The organism is Moorena sp. SIO3A2, assembly GCF_010672265.1.
In the GTDB taxonomy this organism is placed as follows: domain Bacteria; phylum Cyanobacteriota; class Cyanobacteriia; order Cyanobacteriales; family Coleofasciculaceae; genus Moorena; species Moorena producens.
In genome coordinates, this window is record NZ_JAAHHC010000045.1 from 23,554 (window position 1) to 47,420 (window position 23,867).

The following is a 23,867-nucleotide window of genomic DNA, read 5'->3' on the forward strand; positions in this document are numbered from 1 at the left end:
ACTATAAGTATGTCATAAATAAATGTAATAATTTGGATGTCAGTGCAGGAGTGGACTATTGAATAACGCAGGTCTCCCGGGCGAACCAGCAAACCTTTCAGAGGTAACAGAGGTAACAGTAGATGATATTCCCGAGGCAGTAAGGGATAGACAAGATATAAAACCCCGGTCTCGTTGGCAGGTCACCTTACTAATTATTGGACTATTAGCAATAGGAGGAATCGCCTTTAGCCTGATTCCAATGGAACCAACTCCTGAAGCTCAGTCCAATCTTACCCCGTCGGGTAAAGCAACATCGACTCAAAGTCAGACAGAAGCTAGTTCACAGGGGAATAATGCTGATAACATTCTGGGACACTTACCCTACTCTGAAGTGCTAAGCTCACAACTGCAACCAATTACCCGTGATGGTCGGATTAAATTGGAGGCTGCTGCAGCTCGGAAATACAAAGCCATGGCAGCAGCAGCAAGAAGACAGGGGGTAATCCTAGTGCCAATTTCGGGTTTCCGTTCTGTGGACCAGCAAAAGTACCTGTTTTTTCAAGTAAAGGAACAGCGAGGACAGGTAGCTAGTAAACGGGCTGAAGTAAGTGCTCCCCCTGGCTACAGTGAGCATCACACTGGTTATGCGATCGATATTGGGGATGCCATGGCACCAGCTACCAACCTGAATCCTGAGTTTGAGAATACGGCAGCTTTTAAGTGGTTGGAAAAGAATGCGGCTTTCTACAGCTTTGAGTTGTCTTTTCCTAGAGACAATCCCCAAGGAATTAGTTATGAGCCTTGGCACTGGAGGTTTGTGGGAGATACCAAGAGCTTGGAAACGTTCTACAAAGGTAAGAAACCTACTCCTCTTCCTCTTCCATCGGAAACACCAAAGTTTGAGGATGAAGTATGAAGTATGAAGGTTAGCTGGTTGAAGGTTAGCTGGTTGAAGGTTAGCTGGTTGAAGGTTAGCTGGTTGAAGGTTAGCTGGTTGAAGGTTAGCTGGTTGAAGGTTAGCTGGTTATCTGGTTGAAAGGCTTGGATACTTGGATGGATCGACAGTAAAAATGGCAATTAATAATTAACAATTAACCAAGTATAATTAATAACTAACTAACAAGTAACCAAGAACAAATGCAACAAATTGCGCTGAATTTAATTGCTATTGGTGTTTTTGGCATGACCCTTTCGGTTTTGCTAGGACCACTGTTGAATATTTCTCCGGCAATCCCTGCGGTAACTACTTTTGGTGTCTTGAGTCTTGTTACTTTAGATGGCTTCAGCTTCCAAGGCAAAGGGTTAACGCTGCTGTTAGATGTATTGGCGAGTACTAATCCTGAACATCGCGGACGCATAATTCGCCATGAAGCGGGTCATTTTCTGGTGGCTTACTTACTTGGTATTCCAATCACTGGTTACACCTTAAGTGCTTGGGAAGCTTTGAAGGAGGGACAACTGGGTAATGGTGGTGTGAGCTTTGATACTGAAGCACTATCGGCTAAGGCTTATAATCTTCGAGAAATGCGATTAACCTTAGATCGATTTTGCACGGTTTGGATGGCAGGGATTGCTGCGGAAACTATAGTCTATGAGAATGTTGAGGGCGGAGCAGAAGACTGCGAAAAACTCCGAGATGCTTTGGAAGGGTTAGGTTTTTCTGGTAGTGAGTACTCAGTGAAAGCACGATGGGCTGAGCGTCAGGCGACTAGTATGATTACTGAACACTGGGAATCTTATGAAGCACTGGTGGCTGCTATGGAAAAACGGGCATCTGTGGCAGAGTGCTGTGAGGTGATTCAGTAACTATAGCGCTTTGGTTAGGGAGTCGGGAGTCGGGAGTCGGGAATCGGGAGTCGGGAATCGGGAAAGAGAAGGAGGTGTGGTAGGTGATCGGAGGTGTGAAGAGAGGGAATTATTATTATAGTTATTAAGGTTTTTGAAAGATACTTAGCACAACTGGTCCGAGGAGATGGTGATGCCCTAAGCATGACAAACCTGCTACCTGGCCAAATTCTTCCCGTTGCTGTCGGCTATAGAAACGAATCTGGTTAGGGGAAATTGGTAAAGACTTTTTTCGCTTTCTAACAGAATAGTCTACTAGGTAATAATGTCCTTTGGGTTCCAGGATCCGACTAACTTCTGAGAAAACTTGTTGAGGATTTAGGTAGTGTAAAAAGCTGATGGTATTAAATACTACTTCAAATTCTTTGTCAGCAAAGGGTAGAAATTCAGCATTGCCTTTTCTTTGACATCTCCCCCGGCTGAAGCACGGGGGATTCTACAAGGTTGCGAAGCAGCAGGGTGAACCCGTGCTGCTTCGCTTCTTGTTCGGTATGATTTTTTTAGAGAGTTAAAAAGATCGTACCGATGTGGGAGTGTCAAGCTCCCGCTACCCACCTTGGCCAGATCAAGACCTAACTGTGTGGCTACTTTTCGCGCGATATTTGCCGCTCCGTTAGTATCTGCGTTAATCAGATATCCCTTGGCTGTTTCATACAAACCACGTCTTACCCGTTTTCCTGAGGGCTTCCATCCTTTGGGTTTTTCACCATGTTTCGGTAATGGATCCTCGTCTAAGTAAGACGCTTTACTGGTATAAGATTCTTCAGTGATTGTTAGCTTGATGCCATACTCGGGGCAAAGTTGCTTCAACCTCTCTATCAATCTTTTGGTGGGAATTGCAACAAAGATTTGATTGCTTCGTCGCCCAATGTTGATTGAATCTTTTTGCCGCTCATTCCAGCCAAAAATGATATTACCAACTCTATCATTTAAGCACCGATTAATAATAAATCTGGCCGCCTTGTTGATTGCATCGCGCATTTGATTATTACGCTTTCTTTGAACCCGATCGAGGTTAGCGTCCCAGAAAAATTCAGGCTTTCCGGTCTTGTACTTTGCTACCAAGCGGGCGTACCCTTGATTCATCGACTTGAGTTTACGACCGTCGATTATGAGACTTTTGCCCTGAGTAGAGACGCCGGTGAGCCAGTTGTCGCCCCCATGGTCGAAGCTCCAAGCCTGCGAATAATCAAGATTAGGATTGTGTTCGTACGACTGCCTCCCATCGTCAATAACCCAATCGAGCCAAAGCTGCCCTAGGTAGGGGCGAATAGTTACCTCTTTGACCCAGTCGGGATCTATAAATTCTGGCGGTTCCAATGTTATCTCGCAGAGTAACTCGGGTTTAGACTCTTTGCTAACCGATGGATAGAACAGCCCTTTTTTGTAAGTTAATGCTTGCTTTGGAAAAGTAACAGCAGCTAAGCCACCTTTTTGGCGATATCTAGGAAGCCTTGGCCTGTCAACTTCGCCTTTATAATATTGCCTAACTAATTGGTTGTAACTAGTCATCGACTCCCCTACAGACTTCAACGTTTGTTGAGCTGACTGGGCAGCCATAGCCTTATAATGAGGACTCATCTTAAGAGCCTTGTCTAATTCAGGATATTTAACTGCGCATCTGTAGGTCTTCCAACCAAACTTAAGGACGTCATCACGCCAGTAAGTCGTATAGCCCTCAGGTTGTTCACGTAACCAACTATAGTGTTTTTGCTTGGCGTAATATATCGCACAATTGATTAGGCTATTGGCCTGTTCGCATTGAAACACCCAGAAAGCATTTTCTTCATCTGTAAATGTCCCCTTAACTGGGATTGTTCTATACATGTTACTATCACCTAATTGCTCCTATTATAGCTTAATTGAATTGAATGGATACGGCGGGGTAAACCCCGTCGCGTCCGTTTCATCCCCGGTCTTTAGACGCAGGGTTCTCACGTTCCCGGATTTTTTGATAGATTATTCGCTGCCGATGCTGGTTTTGCTGTCGGGCTTGAGCGAGCATTTTAGTAGATAAATCTACCCCAGTGCCTCGAAGATTGGGAAACTCTTGAGCAAGACGATTCAGTAAACGACCTGTGCCACAGCCAAGGTCTAATACATTGGGCTGATTTGTGAGTTCTATATACTCTAACAGCCGTTTATGGAGTGCTTGGTAAAATACTGTGGTGAACAGGATGTCGTAGTTTGGTGCCCACAGATCAAAGAACTTTTCTTTGATGCTAAAAAAATTACTACTCATTATGACGTTTAAATATTGTTCGCTTTTGATTTTCGGTGTAGGGTAGCTTGAATAGTTAAATGGTAGAGGAGGGAGCAAATTTAATGATTAATCCAAAAATTAATCTTGAGTAAGTTTAAAATTTACCCCTTCGTAAATATCTTGAAAAGAAACGCTTAACTCTAAGGAGTTAAGAGAAATAACGGAATTTTCTGATTCATACTCAGTGAACTGCCATTGATTGGTAGCAGTTTTATTATATTGCAGTAGACGATACTCACTTTGTTCGATTAGAATATATTCTTTGAACTCTGAAATAGAACGATAGTATAAAAACTTATCACCTTGGTCATAGTTTTTAGTAGAGTTTGATAAAACTTCGACAATTAACATCGGGTTCGTTACTGTAGTTGTACCCTTACCTGTGTAAACTGGTTCACCCTGAATCACCATAACATCTGGATAGGTATACTGACGGTAACGAGGTATCCACAAACGCACATCACCAATGTAAACTTTGTACTGTTTTCCCTTTAATCCGAGTTTGAAAAGGGTAGCAATATTAAGGGCAATTTGATTATGATTGGTAGTGTCACCAGTCATTGGTATAATTTCTCCATCCCGATATTCACTCTTGTATTCTGCTGTTTCTTCTAGTTTTAAATAGTCTTCTGGAGAAGAATATTTGGGTTCAGATATTAGTTGCATAGGTATTTAAAATTTTCCTTTGTTATTCTGTTTATCCTACGTCTAATTATTATTTTTTAATCATCCTATTGCCTATTGCCTATTGCCTATTGCCTATTGCCTATTGCCTATTGCCTATTGCCTATTGCCTATTGCCTGTTGCCCCCTAGCTACCTAGCGCCAAATCTTGATAGTGTTGTCGAAACTACCACTGGCAAGAGTTCTGTTATTCGGACCAAAGGCAAGAGCATGAATGGTGTCTGAATGACCGTTGAGAGTGCCAATTTCTTGAGTTGTATCAACATCCCATAGCTTTATAGTAGTATCTGCACTACCACTAGCGAGGATTTGGCCACTACGGTCAAATGCGATCGCATAAACCCAACCATTATGACCGTTGAGGGTGGTAATTTCCTGGGCAGTGCTAATATCCCAAAGCTTGATAGTACCGTCAGCACTAGCACTGGCTAGGGTCTGTCCATTGGGAGTGAACGCGATCGCATTCACCTGGTCTGAATGTCCTTCAAGGGTGTGAATTTCCTGACCACTTAAAGCATCCCACAGCTTGATGGTAGCGTCAGCACTACCACTAGCAAGGATTTGGCCATCTGGCCTAAAGGCTACTGAATGAATCCATGATGAATGTCCGGTCAGAGTAGTGAGCTGCTTTAGGGTACGAACATCCCAAAGCTTAATGGTACCATCGCTACTGCCACTGGCAAGGTGGTATCCTTGGGGGTGAAAGGCAATGGAATTCACGTCACCGCAATGCCCTGTGAAGGTGAAAATCTCTTTACCATTACGGACATTCCAGAGTTTGATGGTCTCGTCAGCGCTACCACTGGCAAGACTTTTTCCCTGAGGACTAAATGCCACAGCACGCACTTCAGCGGAATGCTTAGAAAACCAACCTCCAAAGGTAAGGATTTCCCAGGCTGTTTTCAACTCCCACAACTTGATAGTTTTGTCCCTACATCCACTGGCTAGGGTACGTCCATCAGGGCTAAAGGCTACAGAATAAATTTCATCGGAATGACCTTTGAGAGTGGTTGCGGCAAAAACGATAATCCTGGGATTAACTCTTGGTGGCCGAGAGTTGCTTGTTACATTAGTTTTACCAGTTTTACCAGTTTTACCAGTTTTACCAGTGGATTGGGGAGTTAGTTGATTACGGTGGAATGGCTCCCAGGTCAGACCAGTTTCGGTTTCTTGGGTGATTCCTAAATCGTCCATCACTGCGATCGCGGATTGATACCTGAGCTTGATGGAACTCTGAATCATTTTGTCGAGAATCCGACTCAATTGTCTACTGACGGGATTATGAACCAAAAAATCCCGCCAGACAAAGCCATTTTCCATCGGATCGTATAAATCAAATGGCTCAGTTTGGGTCAATAAATGAATGCAGGTGACCCCTAAACTATAGATGTCACTGGCAAATACTGCTTTACCAAAGATTTGTTCGGGGGCGGCATAACCAGCACTACCAATAGTTGTGCCTGTTTTGGCTAAGGTCGTGGCTGTGGCATACTTTGCTGCACCAAAATCTACTAGTACCAGGTCTGGGGGAGTGACAATCCCAACGCCAGCACCTGGGGGGATGGTAGCACGACGAATGATATTCTCTGGCTTGATATCCCGATGAATCACCTTACCTTGGTGGATAAAGTGCAGCACTGGTAACAACTGACTCAGGAGTCTACGAATCTGACCTTCTCGGAATGGTCCAGTTGCTGCCAACTCTTGAGCTAAATTTTGCCCATGGATAAATTCCTGAACTATGTACCAGTGATGATCTTGTTCAAAATGGGCGAAGAGTTCAGGAATCTGGGGGTGTTTGCCCAACTGTTCCAAGCGCAAGGCTTCCAGGTGAAATAATCGAGCAGCTCTGGTAGGATGATTGTTACCTTGATTGTTACCTTGATTATTAGCTTGATTGTTACCTTGGGGGTAAAATTGCTTAATCACACAGTAGGATTTAGAGGCTTTTCCCTCGTCGATGGCCAAAAGGGTTCTGCCAAAGCCTCCTGCTGCAATCAGCTTAATAGGGCGGTATTGCTCTGCTAACAAGAGTTTAGTGCCGCAAGTTTGGCAAAACTTGTTGCCATCAGGATTGTAAGGCTTAGGGCAGTTGGGATTGAGACAGTAGCTCACACAAACAGCTGGTTAGATTACTTAAATCCAAGGGTAGGGTGGGTTAGGCGGCGAATACTCTAAAAGCTCACCTTTTAACCGACCTATCCGCCGTAACCCACCAATAACAGTCTCTCATAACCCAGAAATGGGCTTAAATTTCCGTAAGCGCAATGCATTAGTTACCACAGATACTGAACTAAATGCCATCGCTGCACCAGCAATAATGGGATTGAGTAACCAGCCAAAGATCGGGAATAACACACCAGCCGCAATCGGAATTCCTAGTACATTGTAGATAAAGGCAAAAAAGAGGTTAGTGCGAATAGTGCGGAAGGTAGCACGACTTAGTTGAATGGCTGTAATGATACCTTGTAAATCTCCCGAGATTAGGGTAAGGTCAGAGGCTGCGATCGCAACATCAGTACCTGTACCAATGGCAATCCCCACGTCTGCTTGAGCCAGAGCTGGGGCATCATTAATCCCATCCCCTACCATTGCTACAATTTTGCCTTCTTTTTGGAGAGTAGAGATGATGCTAGCTTTTTGGTCAGGTCGGACTTGAGCAAATACCCGATGGATGCCAACCTCGTTTGCGATCGCATCAGCAGTTTTTTGATTATCTCCCGTTAGCATTACTACCTCTAATCCCAACCGCTTCAAGGATTTCACCACCTCAGCTGAAGCGGGTTTGAGGGCATCAGCAATGCCCACAATGCCTTCAACTTTACCATCAACTGCGATCCAAACTACCGTCTTACTGCTCGCCTCCCAATCCCCATGATAGTCTGCTAAAGACCGATTCGGTTGCACTGTAACATCTGTTTGAATCCCTAATTCTTCCATCCATCGTTTTGTCCCAATCTGCACCAATCTCTTGCCCTTAAGCCCACCCCCCGCCGGTTTGGTAGATAACAGAGGATGATCGTGATCAACAATTGCCTGTACCCCACTGCCAGCAACAGCGGTAAAATTCTCTGGTGTTGGTAACTGGAACCCTATTCCCTGAGATTGGGCATAGCGCACCACTGCTTCAGCTAAGGGATGTTCGGAATGACTCTCCACCACTGCCGCTAGTTGCAGCAAGTTGATTTCATTGCTCCCGATGAACCTGCCCAGTTCCGACGAGGATTCATAGATGCCTCCAACTGTAATAAAATCCGTTACCGTAGGTTTCCCTTCCGTTAGGGTTCCGGTTTTATCTAGCACGATGGTTTGCAGTTGATGAATCAATTCCAGACTTTCGGCATTTTTAATTAAAATCCCGTTTTCTGCGCCTTTACCTGTCCCTACCATCACTGCGGTTGGAGTAGCTAGACCTAAAGCACAGGGACAAGCAATGACTAACACCGCCACCATATTAATCATGGCTAGGGTAGGATTTCCCGTGGTCATCCACCAAACTCCAAAAGTGACCATTGCGATCGCAATCACTACCGGCACAAACCACCCTGTTACCTGATCTGCTAAGGTTTCAATCGGTGCTTTAGACCCTTGGGCCTGGTGTACTAACTTAACAATCTGTGCCAGTACGGTCTCTTTCCCGACCCGAGTCGCCTGGAACTGGAAGCTACCGGTTTTATTAATCGTTGCTCCAATCACTTCATCCCCCGGCTGTTTCTTGACCGCAACACTTTCTCCTGTGACCATGGCTTCATCCACAGTAGAAACCCCTTCCATAACTATGCCGTCTACCGGAATAGTTTCTCCTGGACGCACTAATACCACATCCCCAACTTGCACCTCGGCCAAGGGAATATCCTCGGCTTGACCATGGCGAATCACACGAGCCGTTTTAGCTTGTAATCCCATCAACTTACGAATTGCTTCAGATGTCTTTCCTTTAGCCCGGTGTTCCAGCAATCGCCCTAGCAAAATCAGGGTAATCACTACAGCAGTGGTTTCATAGTACACAGGGAGAGTTACCCCTTGGGGTAGGAAAGATTTCAAAACAACCGGGGACAACACTGTGGGAAACAGAGAATAGACATAGGCAGCACTAGTCCCAAGGGTGACTAGGGTATTCATATCTGCTGTTTTGTGTTTCCAGGCTTTCCATGCTCCAGTCAAAAAGGACTGTCCACACCAGAACAGAACTGGTGTGGTTAATACCAGCTGTAGCCAAGGGTGATGTAACCAAGATGGAATCCAGGGAATAGATAATCCTGTCATCATCGGCAGTGAACCAATCACTAAGACAGTACTAAGCACAGCACCGACAAGGAATTTTCGTTTTAGGTCAAGGGTTTCGGCTTGACGTTGCCATTCGAGATTATCAGGCTGATCACTGATATCCTCGATCGGGAAAGCTTGGTAGCCAGCATCACTTACTACCTGTTGAATCAGTTTGGTTAGTTGCTGGTTAGTTTTTTTGGGGTTAGTTTCCTCGGTATTGTAGGTAATACTAGCTTCTTCTGTACCAAAATTGACCCTGCACTCTACCACACCTGGAACCCTTTGAATCAGGGTTTCAATGCGTCTGGCGCAACCAGCGCAGCTCATTCCTTGTAAACGAAAGCTTTGTTGTTTCATGATTTACCCTCACCCTATGGTTAAAGGATAAACTCTCTAGTTTAGTGGAGTGTCAAGGGGATGAGTTTTAGTGGGTAAGGATTCAGCTTAAGCGCTACGCGCACGCTACGCGAACAGCCTTCAGCCGTCAGCCGTCAGCTGACGTAACAGAAATTAAACCAATGCTTAGGGAGTAGCCAAAAAATAAAATACCAGATTTTAGCTTGTAGGGTGGGCAAAAACATTTTGGTTCAAATGAGTCTTATAGATAAGATAACTTTGCCCACCCTACTTTAATTGGTATTTTTTTTACATGCAAGTCCCTTACCTGTTTTATTCAAAAGCTGTGAGCTGATAGCTGATAGCTGATAGCTGATAGCTGACCGCTGACCGCTGATAGCTTACATTTACTTTGTCTTATTTCCCCCAATCAGTTCACGAGCACGCAGTTTTACCAGAACTTTTATTCGGCGCTTGAATTCTTCAAAATCCTCTGCACTCATGTCTGTCTTCTGCCATGGTTCCCGTTGCATCAATCTTTTAAACCACTGATCCATGTTAGGATAATCAGTAAGATTAATCTCTAACTTCGGCAATAACGATATTGCTGCTCCAGCAACGATATCTCCTAAGGTTAACTGCTCCGAAGCAAAGTAAGGGCTATTTCCTAATAACTCGGATAAAAATTTGAGTACTCTATCTAGCTTCCGCTTGGCTAGTTTAAATTGTGGTGAATCTTGCTTTTGACAGATTAGTTGAACTACTGGGGAAAATAGCTCATTAGCAGTCAACAATTGTACCATCCGTACCTTGGCTAATGCCTCTGGTGAAGTTGGCAGCAGCGCAGGTGTGGGATATTTGGCTTCCAAGTAGTCCATAATTGCCAAGGATTCTACTAACCGCAAGCCGTTATCTTCCAGAACTGGAATGTGATGAAAGGGGTTAATTTCTAAAAACTCTGGTTCAAATTGATCGCCATCTAATTTAACTAATACTGTTTCAAAGGTAAGTTTTTTTTCTAGTAAAGTTAGCCAGACACGACGAACATTGGGCGAGAGGGTATTGTAGTAGAATTTTAGCATCGATTATTTATCCTGAAGTTTACCTTTGAAGTTTAGCTTAAGTTTGCCGAAAAAAACGGTTGTGGTTGCTTGTTAAAAGGTAAGGTTATTTCTGAAACTTCAGGGTCTGTGAACTCAAAAAGTTAGCTATTTTTCCACAGAACGGCTTACTGCTCAAGACCTGCAACCCAAACGGTTGGGTGCAGGTCTTGAGCCAGAGTCTATCGGACATCACCAAACGTGGAACGCAACCTATGGGCTTATTATTGTTGGCAGTTACTGTAAGCTTACCCCCGTGCTTCAGCCTGGGGTAAGCTAAAAAATGTGCTCATTTCCGGATTGATTAGCTGCACATTTCCATTGCTAAACAGAAGTGTCTGATCAGCATGTTGGCTTAACATATCATCGTGAGCAATGATCAATAATAGGTGATTCTTCGCAATGGTCTGAAGAACACCGATCATCATTTCGGATTTACCAGCATCGATTGCTGCAAAGGGTTCGTCGAGTAGTAACACTTCTGGTTCAGAAAGCAATGCCCGTACCAAACAAATAATCTGAGCCTGCCCACCAGATAGATAAGCTCCCCGACGACCAACACGGGTTGATAGCCCGTCAGGAAAATCTTCAATCAACGATGTTAACCCCAGGACATTAAACATATTTAGGACATCCTGTTCTGTTTTACCTGCATTACAAATCAGCAAGTTATCCAGAATGGTGGTGTCAAATAGAAAAACCCGTTGAGGGATCGTTCGAATCATTTTTCGTCTTTGAAAAGAGGAAAAATCGCTCAACTTGTGCTCATCCCAATAAATCTCTCCGCTGTTAGGTGGAATGTCACCTGAAAGCAATCGAAAAAATGTCGTCTTACCAGAACCATTCACCCCTTTAATCCAAAATAAACCAGTAGGCGGAAGCATTAGTTGAATATTTTTCAGCACTAACGTTTCTTCTCGATATCCAAACGAAATGCTCTGCAATCGTAAACTTTTGGTTAGAGGATAAGTGACATCTCCAGGATTAATGATAGGCTGAACTTGTTCAGATAGTTGTTGACCAGGCAACAGTTGAGAGGTTTCCTCTGATCTGATTTGATCAGATATTGACTCCTCTACAGAGTCTGTCGAAGCTACTGGAGAAAAAACCGACGGTAGCTCATTTTCAATGCGTTCTAGACTGATAGATGCTCTTGTCCACTTGCTCCAAGCAATATTGATTTCTTGCAGAGGATCAACAATATTGGTTCCTATTGCAATTAATCCAGTCAGTTCACCCACGCTCATGTTATCCTGAATAACCATGAGGCTGGCGATCGCGATCATAATGCAAACAAATGCCCGAAAGATAATACGGGGAATCCCTGGACTCATGGTAATGTAGCGCAATTCTAAATTGAGCTTCCGTTGGAAGATGTCGAGATTAGTGATAAATTTTTCTTTCACAGTTTGGGTAGCATTGTAGTAATGTAGAACTTCCAATGCATCACGAGTCTCACTTAACATCGTTGAAATTTCATCCTCAGTTGTCGCTCGTGCTTGGCTGGACTCGGCATAGATCCGATTCAGTTTCCAAATAGCGAATTGTACGGCTAAAAAGACAGTTAACATCAACAAGCCAAGACTAAGGCTGTAATAAAAGATGATCGCAAAACAAGCAAAAATTCGAGAAATATAAATAGTTGAGACATCAAGAACTCGATGTAGCATTTCTTCGATAATAGTTAAATCCCGAAGAAACGTGACAGATTGTTTACCTTCATCTCGTTGATCATTATTGATGTCTAGATATGATCGCTGCAACAAATTTTCATGTAAGTCCTTGCGGATCTGACATGTAAAACCAGCAATAAAGTGAGGAACAGTAAAGAACTTAATTACTTCACAGACAGCAGCTAAGCTATAGGTGCCCAAAATTCCACCAATCAGAATCAATAGTCCCGAATTACGAGACTTAACTTCCATAATATTTTCAACAACTTTGGTAAACAGAAATGCTAAAGCAGATGGGTAGCTACCAATAAAAATACTGGTCACTAAAATAATGATCAGAACCCCACCAAGCTTTTTGCTATAGTGCCTTAGAAGTTTGAAATTATTTTTTTGTGTAAGATGGATATCAATTGACTGCATAAGCCTAGGTCAAACGTGTTTTACAGAGTATCATTACTTTTTCGAGTTGCAAACTTACACCCTCAGAAAACCTGCTGAAGCTTTCCCCTGAAGGGGATAGTTTTAAGCCACCCAGAATCAGAGACTAAAATTTAGTCTAAAGCTGGTACCTTTTAGCCTAAAACATCTACTAGTGATTGGTGTAGTTTTTTCATAATTTGGCTTTCTGTAATACCCAAACGCTCAGCAACAGAAATATCATAAATGCCGTAAGTATCCGTAGATACTGACACGTGTTCACCATGCTGATTACGAATCACTAAGCCACGAGATTGGAGATTGGCAACGGCTTCAGGGCTGCAATAGGCATGGACACTAATACGACATCCTGTGCCCAGATTCGTGGGGCAGCTTGTGATAAATCCAAGTTGTCGGGTTTGTGAAAATGACAACTGTTGCTCTAGAAATTTTAAGACGGGTAATAGGTAAGAAACCGCCTTTGGGAGATCGAAATTTGGAACAACACACATTAACCGGAGATGGTCTTCTTCGTTAATCCAGACACTAACATGCCAATCCCTAGAAACAAAGATGCTTCGTCCTTTAGGCCAATGGTCATAGATACCTGCACTTTGCATAAAGCGATCGCTATTATCAAACCAAAACCCACAGTCCTGGAGTTTTTTACGTAGAGACAGTGGTATGTTATCACTGAGCCTCAAGAACATACCAGGGACTTTTTTTAAGACATGTTCAATCTGCATACAAACCTGTATGCGCTGCTCAAGAGTCATAGAGGATGGGAATGCCCATCCCTTTAAGTTTCTGGCTAAGCGAATGCGGGTTGTGAGCACATCAGGAAGATGAACAAAAGGCGGTGTATGAAAACAAGAGGGCAAATGTTGACAGTTGAATTGTCCATACTCTGAAGTGGAATTATTGTAGTGGTAGTCAACGACAATGGGCTTAAATTTATCCCAGAATAAAGAATAGGATTCTTCATCACCCGCATAAATACCAATTTTGCTATCAGGGTTTTCTAAACCTGATTTGCAAATATGAGACCAAGTGACTCCATGTTCTGTCATTCTTGGATTTAATACTCGTTGCAATAGTCTAGCGGAAGACATAGGTTAATCTTTGTTTTTGCCTGAATTGATTAATATAGCATCACTATAGGAGCGTTAGCTTAACACTAACAATGCTATAATTAGGGCTTCCTTAAAAATATTAAACCATCCTAATAGATAAGGCTTTAATATTTCTAGAGTAATGATAAATTTCCAGGGATAGACCAGTGCGAATGACCTTCTCTGTAGGTTTGTTTTAAGCAGGAAACCCAACCTTATAGGTGTATTCAAAAAATAGGTGTATTCAAAAAACAATAATACTAGTTGTAGTTGGAATTGATGTAGTTAGGGAAATTTTGCTGTTTATTTTGGCAATTTTAGCAGCTTAACAATGTATCATGAGGTGATGCACCCCAATCTAACAGTGAGATTTATCGCACTCTGTTTGGCAACTGAGAAGAACGATCACCCCGCAACCCCAACCAAAAACCTTGATGAAGGAAGCACTAGTATAACTAATAGTGTAGGTCACTGCTCCTGATGTAAAACTCCTCAATAATGGAGTTATAAACCTGACCCATAATACATGATTCAGATCTCCTATCTACCAAGAGTCATAATCATTATATTTTTTACGTTTTATCATAATCATTGAATTGAAGCAACAAGAGAATTATACTTGAGACGTGTAATGCAATTATGGAATCAGACGTATAATTTAATCTTTTCTTAATATTCCCTTAATCATAATCCTGGCTCAGTCAGGGATTATGATCGAATCGCGCGCAAGCAAATGATCGTCCCACCCCGATCACAAACAACTGATCCAGAAAGCGATCGCAACAACCCAACCCTGCCACCACAAGTTCACTAGAACTAGCGCATCTGAGAATTTTCCCATGCCTGAGTGATAGTCTGTCGGACATCAGCAAAGGCGGAAGCTAACCTAATGGGCTTACTATTGTTGGCAGTTCGTGTGATCGGCTGCTACTGTTTTGGGATCACTGAATTGAGGAGATTATAAATGTTGTGTATTTTTTATAATAAATAATGGTGGGTTACGGCTTGGCCTAACCCACCCTACAAGATCACAATGATTGCGCTATGCCTGTTGTCTTGCGAGTTAAAGGATATAAGTTTTCGTTCTATATGGCTGATCTAGCTGAACCACCTCATATTCATGTCAACAAGGATAAGCATGAGGCAAAATTTTGGTTAGAACCAATCGCACTTGCTAAGTCAGTTGGGTTCAAACAACATGAACTTAACGAAATTGAACGTATCTTAAAAGCAAATCAGAGCTTTATTTTAGAAGTTTGGTATAAGGAGCTGAAAAAAAGTGATAGCAACTAAAGTTCAACTCCAGATTGACGACAACTACAATCCGATTATTCCCATTTACATTCCCAATCTGGATGAAGTTCGTATATTTGCCCACCAACTCCATGCCCAAGGGCTAACCTGGACAGGGGAAGCATTTAGCTGGTCAGCGGAATATACCTCTGAGCAAGCTAATCCACCATTAGACTCTCAAATGGAGTTTACCCCTGCTAGCTTTTGTATTGGTGAAAGTGGTATCTGGTTTTTCTCACTAACCTGGGAAAATGGCAAAGATCAAGAACCTGTTGAATTTCTAGACGATCGAAACCTTGTTTTAGAAATCGACTGAATGGCACTTACCTAAAAAGTCAGCCCTGAGATGATTGATGGTGCGTTACGGCTTCGCCTAACGCACCCTACGAGATCTACAATATCAAATTATCGAACTTAGAAAGAACCGAAAAGATAATTACCAGGAGAATCTGGGTCATCACTTTTGTGAAATTTTTCAAGCAAGTCTTTAAACTGATCCATAAGACAGGTGTTACCTGCTTTCAGATTTAGCTTAGAGCAAGCAATCTCTAATTCTTCATCGCTAACTCCCCAGGTTTTGAGCAAATTATAAAATTATTCAGGACTGATCACACCATCTTCCTTCTGATCAAACAGCCATACAGAAATACCTGCAGGGTTGCCCACCATCCGAGCTTCTCAACGTAACTGATCAGGCAACTTGATCCGACTGATTGCCTGCTCTTGTTCCTGTAGTAATACTTCCTGTTGAGCTATAATTTTTTCCTGTTCCAGAAATTTTTTATAGAGGGCTTGGAGCGCAGCCATTATGATGCCATTATCATCAATTGACACATCTTTGTGACCGACATTCAATCTCTTATAAGCAGTATCAAGCATTAGTCTATTCCCTCACTTTGCTCCGACACCAAATCGGCAAGTTTTTCCAGCAAGCGGGCGTTTTTCTCCAGCTTTTCCTGATTTTGTGCAATGCGATGGTTTTGCTCTTCAATCAGCTGATTTAGCCCCTTGATGGAAGCCAGACAAACACCAATGGCGTCCATATGAAATATGTGCTTGTCCGTGTTGCCAAGACCGAACGCTCCGTAAAAATCCTGTGCCATTGGCCCCATATGACGGATTGCAGGATCCTCAGATTTATAGTTCCAGGTTTGGATGGGGATGTCTGCTAATTTTTTCAAAACCACTTGAGGATTGGTCGCCTCTACATTTTCCACAAACTCCGGATCAGCCGACAATGGAATTGCCCGCCGCGATAAACGCTTCATGATGTCGTTAACAATGCTCATGTTTTATTTGAGAACATAATGGTCATTCTGGAACAAATCTATGGTCAAAACGAAAGCAGAGCCCCTGTCGAGATCTCCGCTTTCCTAAAGTTTACGGCCAAGCCAACATTCAGAGCAAAGAGGCCAAAACCTGATCTACATCAACATCGGCAATGTTTTGCTTGAGGTGGCGATCGCTACGAGTACGAGCTAGTGCAGGCTCTGCGATCATCAAAAATGTGATGACAATGGGAAATACCACAACCAGGACAGATATTGCAGTAGTTAGCCACTTTTTCAGGTTCATTGGATTTCTCCTTAGATAGATTTTTAGGTAAAGTTGAAAGCCAAGCCAACATTCAGAGCAAAGAGGCCAAAACCTGATCTACATCAACATCGGCAATGTTTTGCTTGAGGTTGCGATCGCTACGCTGAGCTAGTGCAGGCTCTGCGATCATCAAAAATGTGATTACAATGGGAAATACCACAACCAGGACAGATATTGCAGTAGTTAGCCACTTTTTCAGGTTCATTGGATTTCTCCTTAGATAGTTGATTGTTAACGCCAAAACACAGATATCTCCAAACTACATAGAAATCATTTATGGGTTCTGAGCCAGTAAAGGTTGCACCTGTGTTTAAGCGTAGCAAGTCACGGGGTTATTCTATAGGAGACCGATCTAAGCTGTCAATAACAGCACCTGTAGATTCATAAGTTGTATCAAATGTTAACACAAGTTCATTTAGCTACAGCAGTGTCTTAGGATGGCTTAGACAGGGCGACATTTTCTTATCCAATAAAAATCCTATAGTTAATAGTTTACTCTACGGCTAAACTTAACCTTAAGTCCATCCCGGGGATGGGGAGTTGGAATCACCACCATTTCTAAATCTTGATCGGGCACTAATTTCCAGTCATAATCCCGGAGCAATTGAGCCGCGAAAATCCTCATTTCTAATTTGGCAAACTCCCTGCCTAAACATTCCCGTAAACCGCCACCAAAGGGGATATATCCAAATATTTTTTGTTTATCTTCTGTCCTCTCTGGGCCAAACCGATCTGGGTCAAAGCGTTGATGATATTGATAAATTTCCTCATCTTTGTGGGTTTCGGTAATTTGGCACAGTATAGTCCAACCTTGAGGAATCAAGTAACCGTTAAATTCAAAAGACTGAATAACCTTCCGAAACAGACCACTAACAGGCGGAATTATGCGCAGCACTTCTTTGAGCACTTGCTCTAGATACGTCATCTGCTTGAGATGTTCCATGGTTAGGGGTTCTGAACCAGAAAACTGCTGTTGTTCAGCACGGAGATGGGCAAGAACATCTGGATGCTGCGCTGTCAGCAGACAAAAGGATGCGATCGCAGAGGTTAAGGTTTCGTGGCCTGCAAACAACAACAGAATTACTTGGTCTTGGATGTCATCTAAACTCAAGGAATTCCCCTCGTCATCCCGGGCTTGTAACAATAATCCTAAGGCGTCCTGTCCGGAATTTTTCTGTTGCTGTCGCTGTCGCACAATGGTTTCAATATGGGTCAGCAATCCTTGACGAGCACGCAATGCTTTAGCAAACCTTGTCCAAGGTAGAGAAATTGGGATAGTGAACAATCCCTCACAAAAGTTCTTAAATACTTGAGCCAAAGCGGTTTGGGAACCTGCATCAGTTCCCATCAGCAAGGTACTAGCGATATCAAAGGTATAGTCCCGCAGTTCAGGATACCAGGTTAAGGTTCCCATCTCTTCCCATTTCTCAAGATAGTTGCTAGTAATGTTGGCCATGGTGGGAATATAACTAGCTAATGCTCTCGGTTGAAACGCCTGGGACATTAACTTGCGGCGCTTCTGGTAGAATTCTCCATTTTGGTTAGTCAGTGAGGCCGCTCCAAGTAAGGTTGCTGTGCTTTTGGGCCAGCTAGCAGCAACATACTTATTTTCGTTAGTAAACAGAAATTGATTCGCTTCTGCAGTAGTCATCGTCACCGCAGGACTACCAAAAATGTGGGTTTTGTAGATGCGCCCATACTTGTCTAACCGCTTTTTGTGGAAATTTCGATCCGTTAAAAAGCTGATGGTCTCACCGATAATGGGTAAACAGACATTACCAGGGGGCAATGGAAGCGAACGCATATCTTGAGTGGTGGTTTCCATGGAAATAAGCAAGCTGCAGGGTCAAGACTTATTATCTCTTGCCTGATCCACTCATCGAGGAAACCCTAATATCAAGTCCCAGTAGTAGGGTCTTTAGGGAGACCCTAAAGATAAATTTGTAGCGTAAGTCCTGACTAAGAAAGGTTTAACTTATGGGGATATTGCTAATGGTAGAATGTCTTGGGCGCATCTTTACTGTTACTGTTAGCAGCAGTTATTCCATGAAATGGATGGATTTCTCATAGACTTCTAGTTCGTAATTATTCACCATAACATAAGCACATGAAAAGCAATCCCTGTTTTCTTAGCTTTGCAGCAGTGACAACTGCTTTATCAGGAGCGATCGCGCTTAATCTCAGTCTTCCTAACCAGGCCGCCTTTGCTGCCTCGGTGACACAAAAAACTGCCGTTATTCTTGATGATGATGGCAGCCAGGATGGAATGACTGCTTGGGCTTACATGCTAGGCAATCCTCAATTTGACGTTAAAGCACTCACTCTTTCCCAAGGGATTGCTCGCCCCAACATCTTTGTCGATAATGTCGAGGGGATGCTAGGGCGACTCAATATCACAGGCATCCCTGTGGGAATCGGCAGACCTGATCCACTTGCAGGAAACAACGAGTTTCCTTCATTCATCCGAGATGCTTCGGATACCTTTTGGTCACCCTTTGTCACCTTGCCCGATAGTGCTCCATCTGTTGAAAGAAGGAATGCAGCGGAATTAATTGTAGAAACCGTTAAGGATTCACCTTCTCCTGTGGCTATCCTGGCAACGGGTCCACTCACTAATATTGCAGAAGCACTTCGCCTTGACCCCACTATTGTTGAAAATATCTCTGTTGTCCAAATCATGGGTGGTGCAGTGTTTGTGCCCGGAAATCTACCTGTGCTGCCTGATCCGCCTTTTTCAACCAATACAGTGGCTGAATTTAACATCTGGATTGACCCAGTAGCTGCTCAAGAAGTGTTTGAGGCGGGAAACAATGGCTTGAAAATTGAATTAACTCCCCTGGATGCAACAAACCAAATCGAATTCACTCGTGAAGATCAAGCGGCATGGATAGAAACTGGAACACCTGAGAGCTTAATTGCTGCCGAGTTATTAGACTTTGCCCTAACTGTTATCCAAAGTGATAATGACCCTAATCCCGTTTGGGATTTAGTTGCGGCATTAAATCTAAGTGAACCCAATTTCTCCCCTGAAACACCTTTGCATATTGAAGTTGATACACAGTCAGATCCAGGAACAACACAAGGACAGACCAAAGCGATTCAAGATCTTAGTCCGAATGTTTTAGTCTCTCTCGATCCTAGTTTTGATAATCTCCCATACAGTGCTAGTGGCGTTTTCGCATCCATTTCTGAACCCGCTTCTGTTCCTGAGCCTGCTTCTATTGTGGGTATTTTGGCAGCAGGATTGTTAGGAGGAGTTCTGAAGGTAAAGCGAGTAACTAATAAAGGATATATAGCATTTCTTAAATAGCTCAAGTACATAAGTTTGAGATTTTATGGAACACAGAACATGGCAAAAATATGTGTCTGTATCTTATTAAGATGAGAAACTCTATAGTATTCTAAATAGATTCAGCACCCCGTTAAAAACCATGCGGGGGGCTGACTAACTTACAAGTAAATAGCAAAAAAGTAATCAGTCCACTACGAGATCACAATGATCGAGCTACCCAATACTTCATATCGGAGTAGCCCGCAACCGTAGACCAAGTGCCTGTATTACCTTGAGAAAAGTGGCTAACTCTGGATTACCTTTCATCGACAACGCCTGATCAAGACTCTCATGTCCGAGATCCGTTTCGCGAGAAATTTGTGTCATTGCTTTGGAACGAGTAATATCCCGTAGAGCAGCCACTACCAAGGCAGGATCCCCATCTTCAAGAGCAGCTTCAAGATAGGCAGCCATATCTTCTTTGGTTTTCAGATGTTCTGCCACATCCCAGGGATGGGTTTTGATGTTGGTCATCACGATCTCCTATACCTTTTGTGCTAGATCTAGGGCTGTCTTGATATCCCGGTCTTGGGTGCGCTTGTCACCACCTGCAAGGAGGATTATCAAGGTACTCCCGCGCTGCACGAAATACACTCTCTAGCCAGGTCCATAGTTAATACGCAGTTCCGAAACTCCTCTTCCCACTGGTTTCACATCACCGGGGTTGCCCATCGACAAACGACGAATACGAATATCAATACTTGCCCTTGCTTGTCGATCGCGCAAGCCACTGAACCACTTGGAATAAGCTTCGGTCTGCCGGATTTCGATCATGGCTTGTATCCTAAGGGATACAAAAAGACAACGAATGTCTAACTAATATTTTAAGATATTGTAGCTCGCCACTCCTGAGCGACAACTCCCAAATAATGGAGTTATACACCAGACATATAATACATTAAAGAACCTTTGCTTGCCCACACCGGACATTTTCACAAACAAACATACCTCAACAAACCCCAGAAGTAGCAACTACGCCATCACCATCAAACCAGCTTGATCTAGAATCGGTATCAGTACCAATAACTCATCCTGTGGCAACCGCTACAGTTTCCGAAGCAGCAACAGTGGATAGTAAAACGTTAACTACCAGAATTGAAATTACCAGTCCACTCCTTGGATGGGGAGAACTCATCTTTGGATTACTGGTAGTAGAGTCGCTTGTGCTGGTTTCAATCAAGCAATTGATGTAGAGATGAATGTAGAGATAAACGATATGGTTAAAAATTGGTTTATTTACAGTATTGTTGCTATTACGGTGATGGGTTGTCAAACCACCACAATTAAAACCAATATCACTCAGTCAACCATAACAGGAGTGACCAATAATGTCACTAATAACAACGTTATTCTTAGTGATGCTCCTGAGAACTGGTGGCAGAAGACTAATATTCACGCTATGGCTGTTAGTCCAGAGAATCCGGAAATCCTCTATGTAGCCACCCATCATGGCTTATTGCAGCGTTCTGAAGCAGGGAAATGGCTGCAAGTTGGGGAAACTCGTTCTAATTTCACCAGCTTTGTGGCTCATCCTAAGGATAGCGGACGCTTTTATGCTAGCTTACATCCACCATCAGGAGGCAAGCTCGGTTTTCTGACTAGCTACAATCAAGGGCAACATTGGCAGCTCCAATCCCTGCTCGGGGTAGACTTTCTGACTTTAGCGATCGCACCAGCTAATCCCAAGGTAATTTATGGATGGGCGGTTTCTGGAAAACAAGGCTTGTTGGTTTCAAAAGATGGTGGCAAAACCTGGAATCAATTACCAGCGCAGGGACTGGAGGATAATCCCCATAACTTAGTAGTTGACCCGCGCAATCCTGAGCACCTGTTTGCCGCTACAACTCTGGGATTATTTGAGACTAGGGATGGTGGAAAAAGCTGGATTTTAGTCCCTAATTCTCAAGAGTCCCTTGTTGCTAGTTTGGCTCTGAAATCCGAAGCAGAAAAGACAGTAATTTATGGATTTCACATTCTTTCCGAAGACTCCGGAGGATTCTTTAAAAGTACCGATGGGGGTAAGAATTGGGAAGCCATAAGCTCAGAAACAGGAGACTTATTTTTGTATATGGCGATCGCCCCGTCTAATCCCGAATTTTTATACGCTGCTAATGATCAGAATGGGATATTACAATCCAAAGATAGCGGCAAAACTTGGCAACCATTATTCTAATTATATTACTAGAGTAAAGGGAGTCGGGAGTCGGGAGTCGGGAGTCGGGAGTCGGGAGTCGGGAGTCGGGAGTCGGGAGTCGGGAGTCGGGAGTCGGTAATCAAAAATTATCACAATTCATTTAGGTACCCTATAGAATTTATATTACTATTAGATTACTATTATATAGCGTTTATCATAGCTATGATGTACACATTATTTTTTGCCTATTGCTAGCATGCCTAGGGTGCATCTCATTTTTGCTGTTTGACACGGTGGTGCGTTACGGGGCGAGCTATCCAAACCCTGGCTACGAGGCGGAAAATGAGGCCCCCCTAACGCACCCTACGCAACTTTTTTACAAATATGAGATGCACCCCATGCCTATTGCCTCTTGCCTATTACCTATTACCTATTACCTATTACCTATTGCCTCTTGCCTCTTGCCTCTTGCCTCTTGCCTCTTGCCTATTACCTGCTCCCTGCTCCCTGCTCCCTAAAACCCAGATATTTATACTTCAATCGTCCTGAAAATTGCTATATATATTACTATGGCTATTAATAGATTTCGTTTACGTCAATTACACGCTTGGTTTGCCCCAATTATGGTATTGCCAGTGTTGTTGACTGTGATTACCGGTTCCTTGTTTCAGGTGGCAGCTCTTACTGATAAAAGTAGTGAATTTATTTGGCTTTTGGATCTGCACAAAGGAAAATTTGGTGCCATTAACTTACAAATGATTTATCCGTTTCTCAATGCCTTTGGTTTATTAACCTTAGCAATTACAGGTATTTCTATGTGGTTTCAGACTCGGCGACGGGTTATAGGGCAGCGCTCACGAAATAGGGAATGAAAACCCTATAGTGTGACCATAAACGTTATCCTATCGTAAGCATGCAGCCGTCAGCCGTCAGCCGTCAGCCGTCAGCTAAAAGCTCAGGCTATGGAACCTTCAGGTGATGTAACAGAGATTAAACCAATGCTTACTTGTTTTATTCAAAAGCACCTCAAGTAGCCCATTAGCTGATAGCTGATACGCGACACGCTGATAGCTGAATGCTTACATCCTATCGGTAGTTTAATCCACACTTCATTTAATAAAAAATTACAACAAACAAGCGGTCATAAACGAAGTTATAGCGCTACGCGCAAGTAAGAAGTCAGAAGTCAGAAGTCAGAAGTAAGCTATGACTGAGTTTCAGAGTTTAGGAGCGATGCAGAGGTGCGACCCGTGGCGAATTTAATTCGCCAACGGAAAACGCACCATTACGGTCTTGGGGGTTTCCCCCATGAGCGACTGCATCAAGACAATGTCAAACACCTTAATGCGTAGTGCTATATTAACTCAACTTAATATATAGCAATTCTCATAATCATGAGGTACACAGGATTTTTTACCACTCCCCCCACTCTCCACATTCTTACCCCTACTCCCTACTCCCTGCTCCCTACTCCTTAAAACCCAGGACTAAAGTACCTGACCGAATTGAGAACTTCCATAACACAGGCACTGCCCACCTGAGGATTAAGTTCCTGTAGGGTGGGCAGGGTCGCAGACAGATTCACCAAGCTGGCAATGTAGGTTGCTAGGCACTGCCCACCTGAGGATTAAAGACTATTCTCTCTTCCCGACTCCCGACTCCCGACTCCCGACTCCCGACTCCCGACTCCCGACTCCCGACTCCCGACTCCCGACTCCCGACTCCCGACTCCCGACTCCCGACTCCCGACTCCCGACTCCCGACTCCCGACTCCCGAATCCCGATTCCCGATTCCCTCCTCCCGACCCCCCACTCCCTCAGCCGACCACCCC

The 23,867-nt window shown here is 43.4% G+C and carries 23 protein-coding genes and 3 pseudogenes; 9 read left to right on the plus strand and 17 right to left on the minus strand.

The genetic code is table 11. From position 1 onward, the window contains the following. Window positions 1-58 precede the first annotated feature (58 nt). Both F6K64_RS30635 and F6K64_RS30640 read left to right on the plus strand, forming a co-directional pair. A complete protein-coding gene (locus tag F6K64_RS30635) occupies window positions 59-898 on the plus strand; it encodes a M15 family metallopeptidase (protein WP_008179860.1) in 840 nt (279 codons plus the stop codon). 221 nt (window positions 899-1,119) lie between these two features. Beyond that, the gene (locus F6K64_RS30640; RefSeq protein WP_008179856.1) at window positions 1,120-1,788 is read left to right on the plus strand and encodes a hypothetical protein; all 669 of its coding nucleotides are present in this window, start codon (window positions 1,120-1,122) and stop codon (window positions 1,786-1,788) included. Window positions 1,789-1,802: 14 nt separating this feature from the next. Here F6K64_RS30640 and F6K64_RS30645 read toward each other — a convergent pair whose 3' ends face one another. The 10 genes and pseudogenes from F6K64_RS30645 to F6K64_RS30690 form a co-directional block, all read right to left on the minus strand. Further along, window positions 1,803-1,973 (minus strand): hypothetical protein, encoded by a 171-nt coding sequence (locus tag F6K64_RS30645; protein ID WP_154659680.1) that lies wholly within the window; start codon window positions 1,971-1,973, stop codon window positions 1,803-1,805. Beyond that, window positions 1,913-2,170 (minus strand): annotated as a pseudogene (locus tag F6K64_RS30650) (SAM-dependent methyltransferase); the annotation flags it as partial. The gene F6K64_RS30645 and the pseudogene F6K64_RS30650, both read right to left, overlap by 61 nt. An 8-nt stretch (window positions 2,171-2,178) precedes the next feature. Further along, on the minus strand, window positions 2,179-3,654 hold the full coding sequence (locus F6K64_RS30655) for an RNA-guided endonuclease InsQ/TnpB family protein (RefSeq protein WP_008179854.1): 1,476 nt from the start codon (window positions 3,652-3,654) through the stop codon (window positions 2,179-2,181). A gap of 79 nt (window positions 3,655-3,733) precedes the next feature. Beyond that, window positions 3,734-4,069, minus strand: coding sequence for a class I SAM-dependent DNA methyltransferase (locus tag F6K64_RS30660; RefSeq protein ID WP_008179852.1), 336 nt, complete (start codon window positions 4,067-4,069; stop codon window positions 3,734-3,736). 99 nt (window positions 4,070-4,168) lie between these two features. After that, entirely contained in the window at window positions 4,169-4,756 is a 588-nt protein-coding gene (locus tag F6K64_RS30665) for a Uma2 family endonuclease (protein ID WP_008179851.1), read from the minus strand. Between the two features lie 153 nt (window positions 4,757-4,909). Continuing rightward, a complete protein-coding gene (locus tag F6K64_RS30670; RefSeq protein ID WP_287267353.1) occupies window positions 4,910-6,889 on the minus strand; it encodes a WD40 domain-containing protein in 1,980 nt (659 codons plus the stop codon). 114 nt (window positions 6,890-7,003) lie between these two features. Next, on the minus strand, window positions 7,004-9,400 hold the full coding sequence (locus F6K64_RS30675; RefSeq protein WP_287267355.1) for a heavy metal translocating P-type ATPase: 2,397 nt from the start codon (window positions 9,398-9,400) through the stop codon (window positions 7,004-7,006). Window positions 9,401-9,786: 386 nt separating this feature from the next. Further along, window positions 9,787-10,461: a glutathione S-transferase family protein gene (locus F6K64_RS30680; RefSeq protein WP_287267357.1), complete on the minus strand. Its 675-nt coding sequence runs from the start codon at window positions 10,459-10,461 to the stop codon at window positions 9,787-9,789. Between the two features lie 266 nt (window positions 10,462-10,727). Next, window positions 10,728-12,572 (minus strand): ATP-binding cassette domain-containing protein, encoded by a 1,845-nt coding sequence (locus F6K64_RS30685; RefSeq protein ID WP_287267358.1) that lies wholly within the window; start codon window positions 12,570-12,572, stop codon window positions 10,728-10,730. A gap of 152 nt (window positions 12,573-12,724) precedes the next feature. Next, window positions 12,725-13,681: an ATP--guanido phosphotransferase gene (locus tag F6K64_RS30690; protein WP_071105777.1), complete on the minus strand. Its 957-nt coding sequence runs from the start codon at window positions 13,679-13,681 to the stop codon at window positions 12,725-12,727. Window positions 13,682-14,725: 1,044 nt separating this feature from the next. Here F6K64_RS30690 and F6K64_RS30695 point away from each other — a divergent pair. Both F6K64_RS30695 and F6K64_RS30700 read left to right on the plus strand, forming a co-directional pair. Beyond that, window positions 14,726-14,974, plus strand: a complete 249-nt coding sequence (locus tag F6K64_RS30695) for a DUF4160 domain-containing protein (RefSeq protein WP_044492297.1) — start codon at window positions 14,726-14,728, stop codon at window positions 14,972-14,974. Next, complete coding sequence (locus tag F6K64_RS30700; RefSeq protein ID WP_287267359.1) at window positions 14,961-15,290, plus strand: hypothetical protein; 330 nt, start codon at window positions 14,961-14,963, stop codon at window positions 15,288-15,290. Before F6K64_RS30695 ends, F6K64_RS30700 begins: the two co-directional genes overlap by 14 nt. Window positions 15,291-15,652: 362 nt before the next feature. Here F6K64_RS30700 and F6K64_RS30705 read toward each other — a convergent pair whose 3' ends face one another. From F6K64_RS30705 to F6K64_RS30725, 5 genes are all read right to left on the minus strand, one after another. After that, the gene (locus F6K64_RS30705; protein ID WP_287267361.1) at window positions 15,653-15,853 is read right to left on the minus strand and encodes a hypothetical protein; all 201 of its coding nucleotides are present in this window, start codon (window positions 15,851-15,853) and stop codon (window positions 15,653-15,655) included. After that, the gene (locus F6K64_RS30710; protein WP_143764191.1) at window positions 15,853-16,242 is read right to left on the minus strand and encodes a tail fiber domain-containing protein; all 390 of its coding nucleotides are present in this window, start codon (window positions 16,240-16,242) and stop codon (window positions 15,853-15,855) included. Before F6K64_RS30710 ends, F6K64_RS30705 begins: the two co-directional genes overlap by 1 nt. Before the next feature lie 130 nt (window positions 16,243-16,372). Next, window positions 16,373-16,549: a hypothetical protein gene (locus F6K64_RS30715; RefSeq protein ID WP_154659679.1), complete on the minus strand. Its 177-nt coding sequence runs from the start codon at window positions 16,547-16,549 to the stop codon at window positions 16,373-16,375. A gap of 52 nt (window positions 16,550-16,601) precedes the next feature. Further along, on the minus strand, window positions 16,602-16,775 hold the full coding sequence (locus tag F6K64_RS30720; protein ID WP_271968735.1) for a hypothetical protein: 174 nt from the start codon (window positions 16,773-16,775) through the stop codon (window positions 16,602-16,604). A 279-nt stretch (window positions 16,776-17,054) separates the two neighbouring features. Then, window positions 17,055-18,395 (minus strand): cytochrome P450, encoded by a 1,341-nt coding sequence (locus F6K64_RS30725; protein ID WP_008181967.1) that lies wholly within the window; start codon window positions 18,393-18,395, stop codon window positions 17,055-17,057. Between the two features lie 282 nt (window positions 18,396-18,677). Here F6K64_RS30725 and F6K64_RS30730 point away from each other — a divergent pair, with 282 nt between their 5' ends. After that, entirely contained in the window at window positions 18,678-19,880 is a 1,203-nt protein-coding gene (locus tag F6K64_RS30730; protein ID WP_008181969.1) for a nucleoside hydrolase, read from the plus strand. A 207-nt stretch (window positions 19,881-20,087) separates the two neighbouring features. Here the strand turns inward: F6K64_RS30730 and F6K64_RS30735 are convergent, their stop codons facing one another. Continuing rightward, window positions 20,088-20,375, minus strand: a complete 288-nt coding sequence (locus tag F6K64_RS30735; protein ID WP_008181971.1) for an addiction module antidote protein — start codon at window positions 20,373-20,375, stop codon at window positions 20,088-20,090. 9 nt (window positions 20,376-20,384) lie between these two features. Beyond that, window positions 20,385-20,675, minus strand: a pseudogene (locus tag F6K64_RS30740) (type II toxin-antitoxin system RelE/ParE family toxin). A gap of 346 nt (window positions 20,676-21,021) precedes the next feature. Here F6K64_RS30740 and F6K64_RS30745 point away from each other — a divergent pair. The 4 genes and pseudogenes from F6K64_RS30745 to F6K64_RS30760 form a co-directional block, all read left to right on the plus strand. After that, complete coding sequence (locus F6K64_RS30745; RefSeq protein ID WP_287267362.1) at window positions 21,022-22,074, plus strand: F510_1955 family glycosylhydrolase; 1,053 nt, start codon at window positions 21,022-21,024, stop codon at window positions 22,072-22,074. Window positions 22,075-22,419: 345 nt separating this feature from the next. Further along, window positions 22,420-22,584 carry a hypothetical protein gene (locus F6K64_RS30750; protein ID WP_154659739.1) on the plus strand — a complete coding sequence of 55 codons (165 nt, stop codon included), beginning with the start codon at window positions 22,420-22,422 and terminating at the stop codon, window positions 22,582-22,584. 20 nt (window positions 22,585-22,604) lie between these two features. Then, complete coding sequence (locus tag F6K64_RS30755; protein WP_008181974.1) at window positions 22,605-22,907, plus strand: hypothetical protein; 303 nt, start codon at window positions 22,605-22,607, stop codon at window positions 22,905-22,907. 730 nt (window positions 22,908-23,637) lie between these two features. Next, window positions 23,638-23,867, plus strand: a pseudogene (locus F6K64_RS30760) (hypothetical protein); the annotation flags it as partial.

Bases quoted from the DNA above. Each gene is read 5' to 3' on its own strand.
- F6K64_RS30640 (WP_008179856.1), top strand. From the start codon at position 1,120: ATGCAACAAATTGCGCTGAATTTAATTGCTATTGGTGTTTTTGGCATG.
- F6K64_RS30645 (WP_154659680.1), bottom strand. From the start codon at position 1,973: ATGCTTAGGGCATCACCATCTCCTCGGACCAGTTGTGCTAAGTATCTT.
- F6K64_RS30655 (WP_008179854.1), bottom strand. From the start codon at position 3,654: ATGTATAGAACAATCCCAGTTAAGGGGACATTTACAGATGAAGAAAAT.
- F6K64_RS30660 (WP_008179852.1), bottom strand. From the start codon at position 4,069: ATGAGTAGTAATTTTTTTAGCATCAAAGAAAAGTTCTTTGATCTGTGG.
- F6K64_RS30665 (WP_008179851.1), bottom strand. From the start codon at position 4,756: ATGCAACTAATATCTGAACCCAAATATTCTTCTCCAGAAGACTATTTA.
- F6K64_RS30675 (WP_287267355.1), bottom strand. From the start codon at position 9,400: ATGAAACAACAAAGCTTTCGTTTACAAGGAATGAGCTGCGCTGGTTGC.
- F6K64_RS30680 (WP_287267357.1), bottom strand. From the start codon at position 10,461: ATGCTAAAATTCTACTACAATACCCTCTCGCCCAATGTTCGTCGTGTC.
- F6K64_RS30685 (WP_287267358.1), bottom strand. From the start codon at position 12,572: ATGCAGTCAATTGATATCCATCTTACACAAAAAAATAATTTCAAACTT.
- F6K64_RS30690 (WP_071105777.1), bottom strand. From the start codon at position 13,681: ATGTCTTCCGCTAGACTATTGCAACGAGTATTAAATCCAAGAATGACA.
- F6K64_RS30695 (WP_044492297.1), top strand. From the start codon at position 14,726: ATGCCTGTTGTCTTGCGAGTTAAAGGATATAAGTTTTCGTTCTATATG.
- F6K64_RS30705 (WP_287267361.1), bottom strand. From the start codon at position 15,853: ATGCTTGATACTGCTTATAAGAGATTGAATGTCGGTCACAAAGATGTG.
- F6K64_RS30710 (WP_143764191.1), bottom strand. From the start codon at position 16,242: ATGAAGCGTTTATCGCGGCGGGCAATTCCATTGTCGGCTGATCCGGAG.
- F6K64_RS30715 (WP_154659679.1), bottom strand. From the start codon at position 16,549: ATGAACCTGAAAAAGTGGCTAACTACTGCAATATCTGTCCTGGTTGTG.
- F6K64_RS30720 (WP_271968735.1), bottom strand. From the start codon at position 16,775: ATGAACCTGAAAAAGTGGCTAACTACTGCAATATCTGTCCTGGTTGTG.
- F6K64_RS30725 (WP_008181967.1), bottom strand. From the start codon at position 18,395: ATGGAAACCACCACTCAAGATATGCGTTCGCTTCCATTGCCCCCTGGT.
- F6K64_RS30730 (WP_008181969.1), top strand. From the start codon at position 18,678: ATGAAAAGCAATCCCTGTTTTCTTAGCTTTGCAGCAGTGACAACTGCT.
- F6K64_RS30735 (WP_008181971.1), bottom strand. From the start codon at position 20,375: ATGACCAACATCAAAACCCATCCCTGGGATGTGGCAGAACATCTGAAA.
- F6K64_RS30745 (WP_287267362.1), top strand. From the start codon at position 21,022: ATGGGGAGAACTCATCTTTGGATTACTGGTAGTAGAGTCGCTTGTGCT.
- F6K64_RS30750 (WP_154659739.1), top strand. From the start codon at position 22,420: ATGAGATGCACCCCATGCCTATTGCCTCTTGCCTATTACCTATTACCT.
- F6K64_RS30755 (WP_008181974.1), top strand. From the start codon at position 22,605: ATGGCTATTAATAGATTTCGTTTACGTCAATTACACGCTTGGTTTGCC.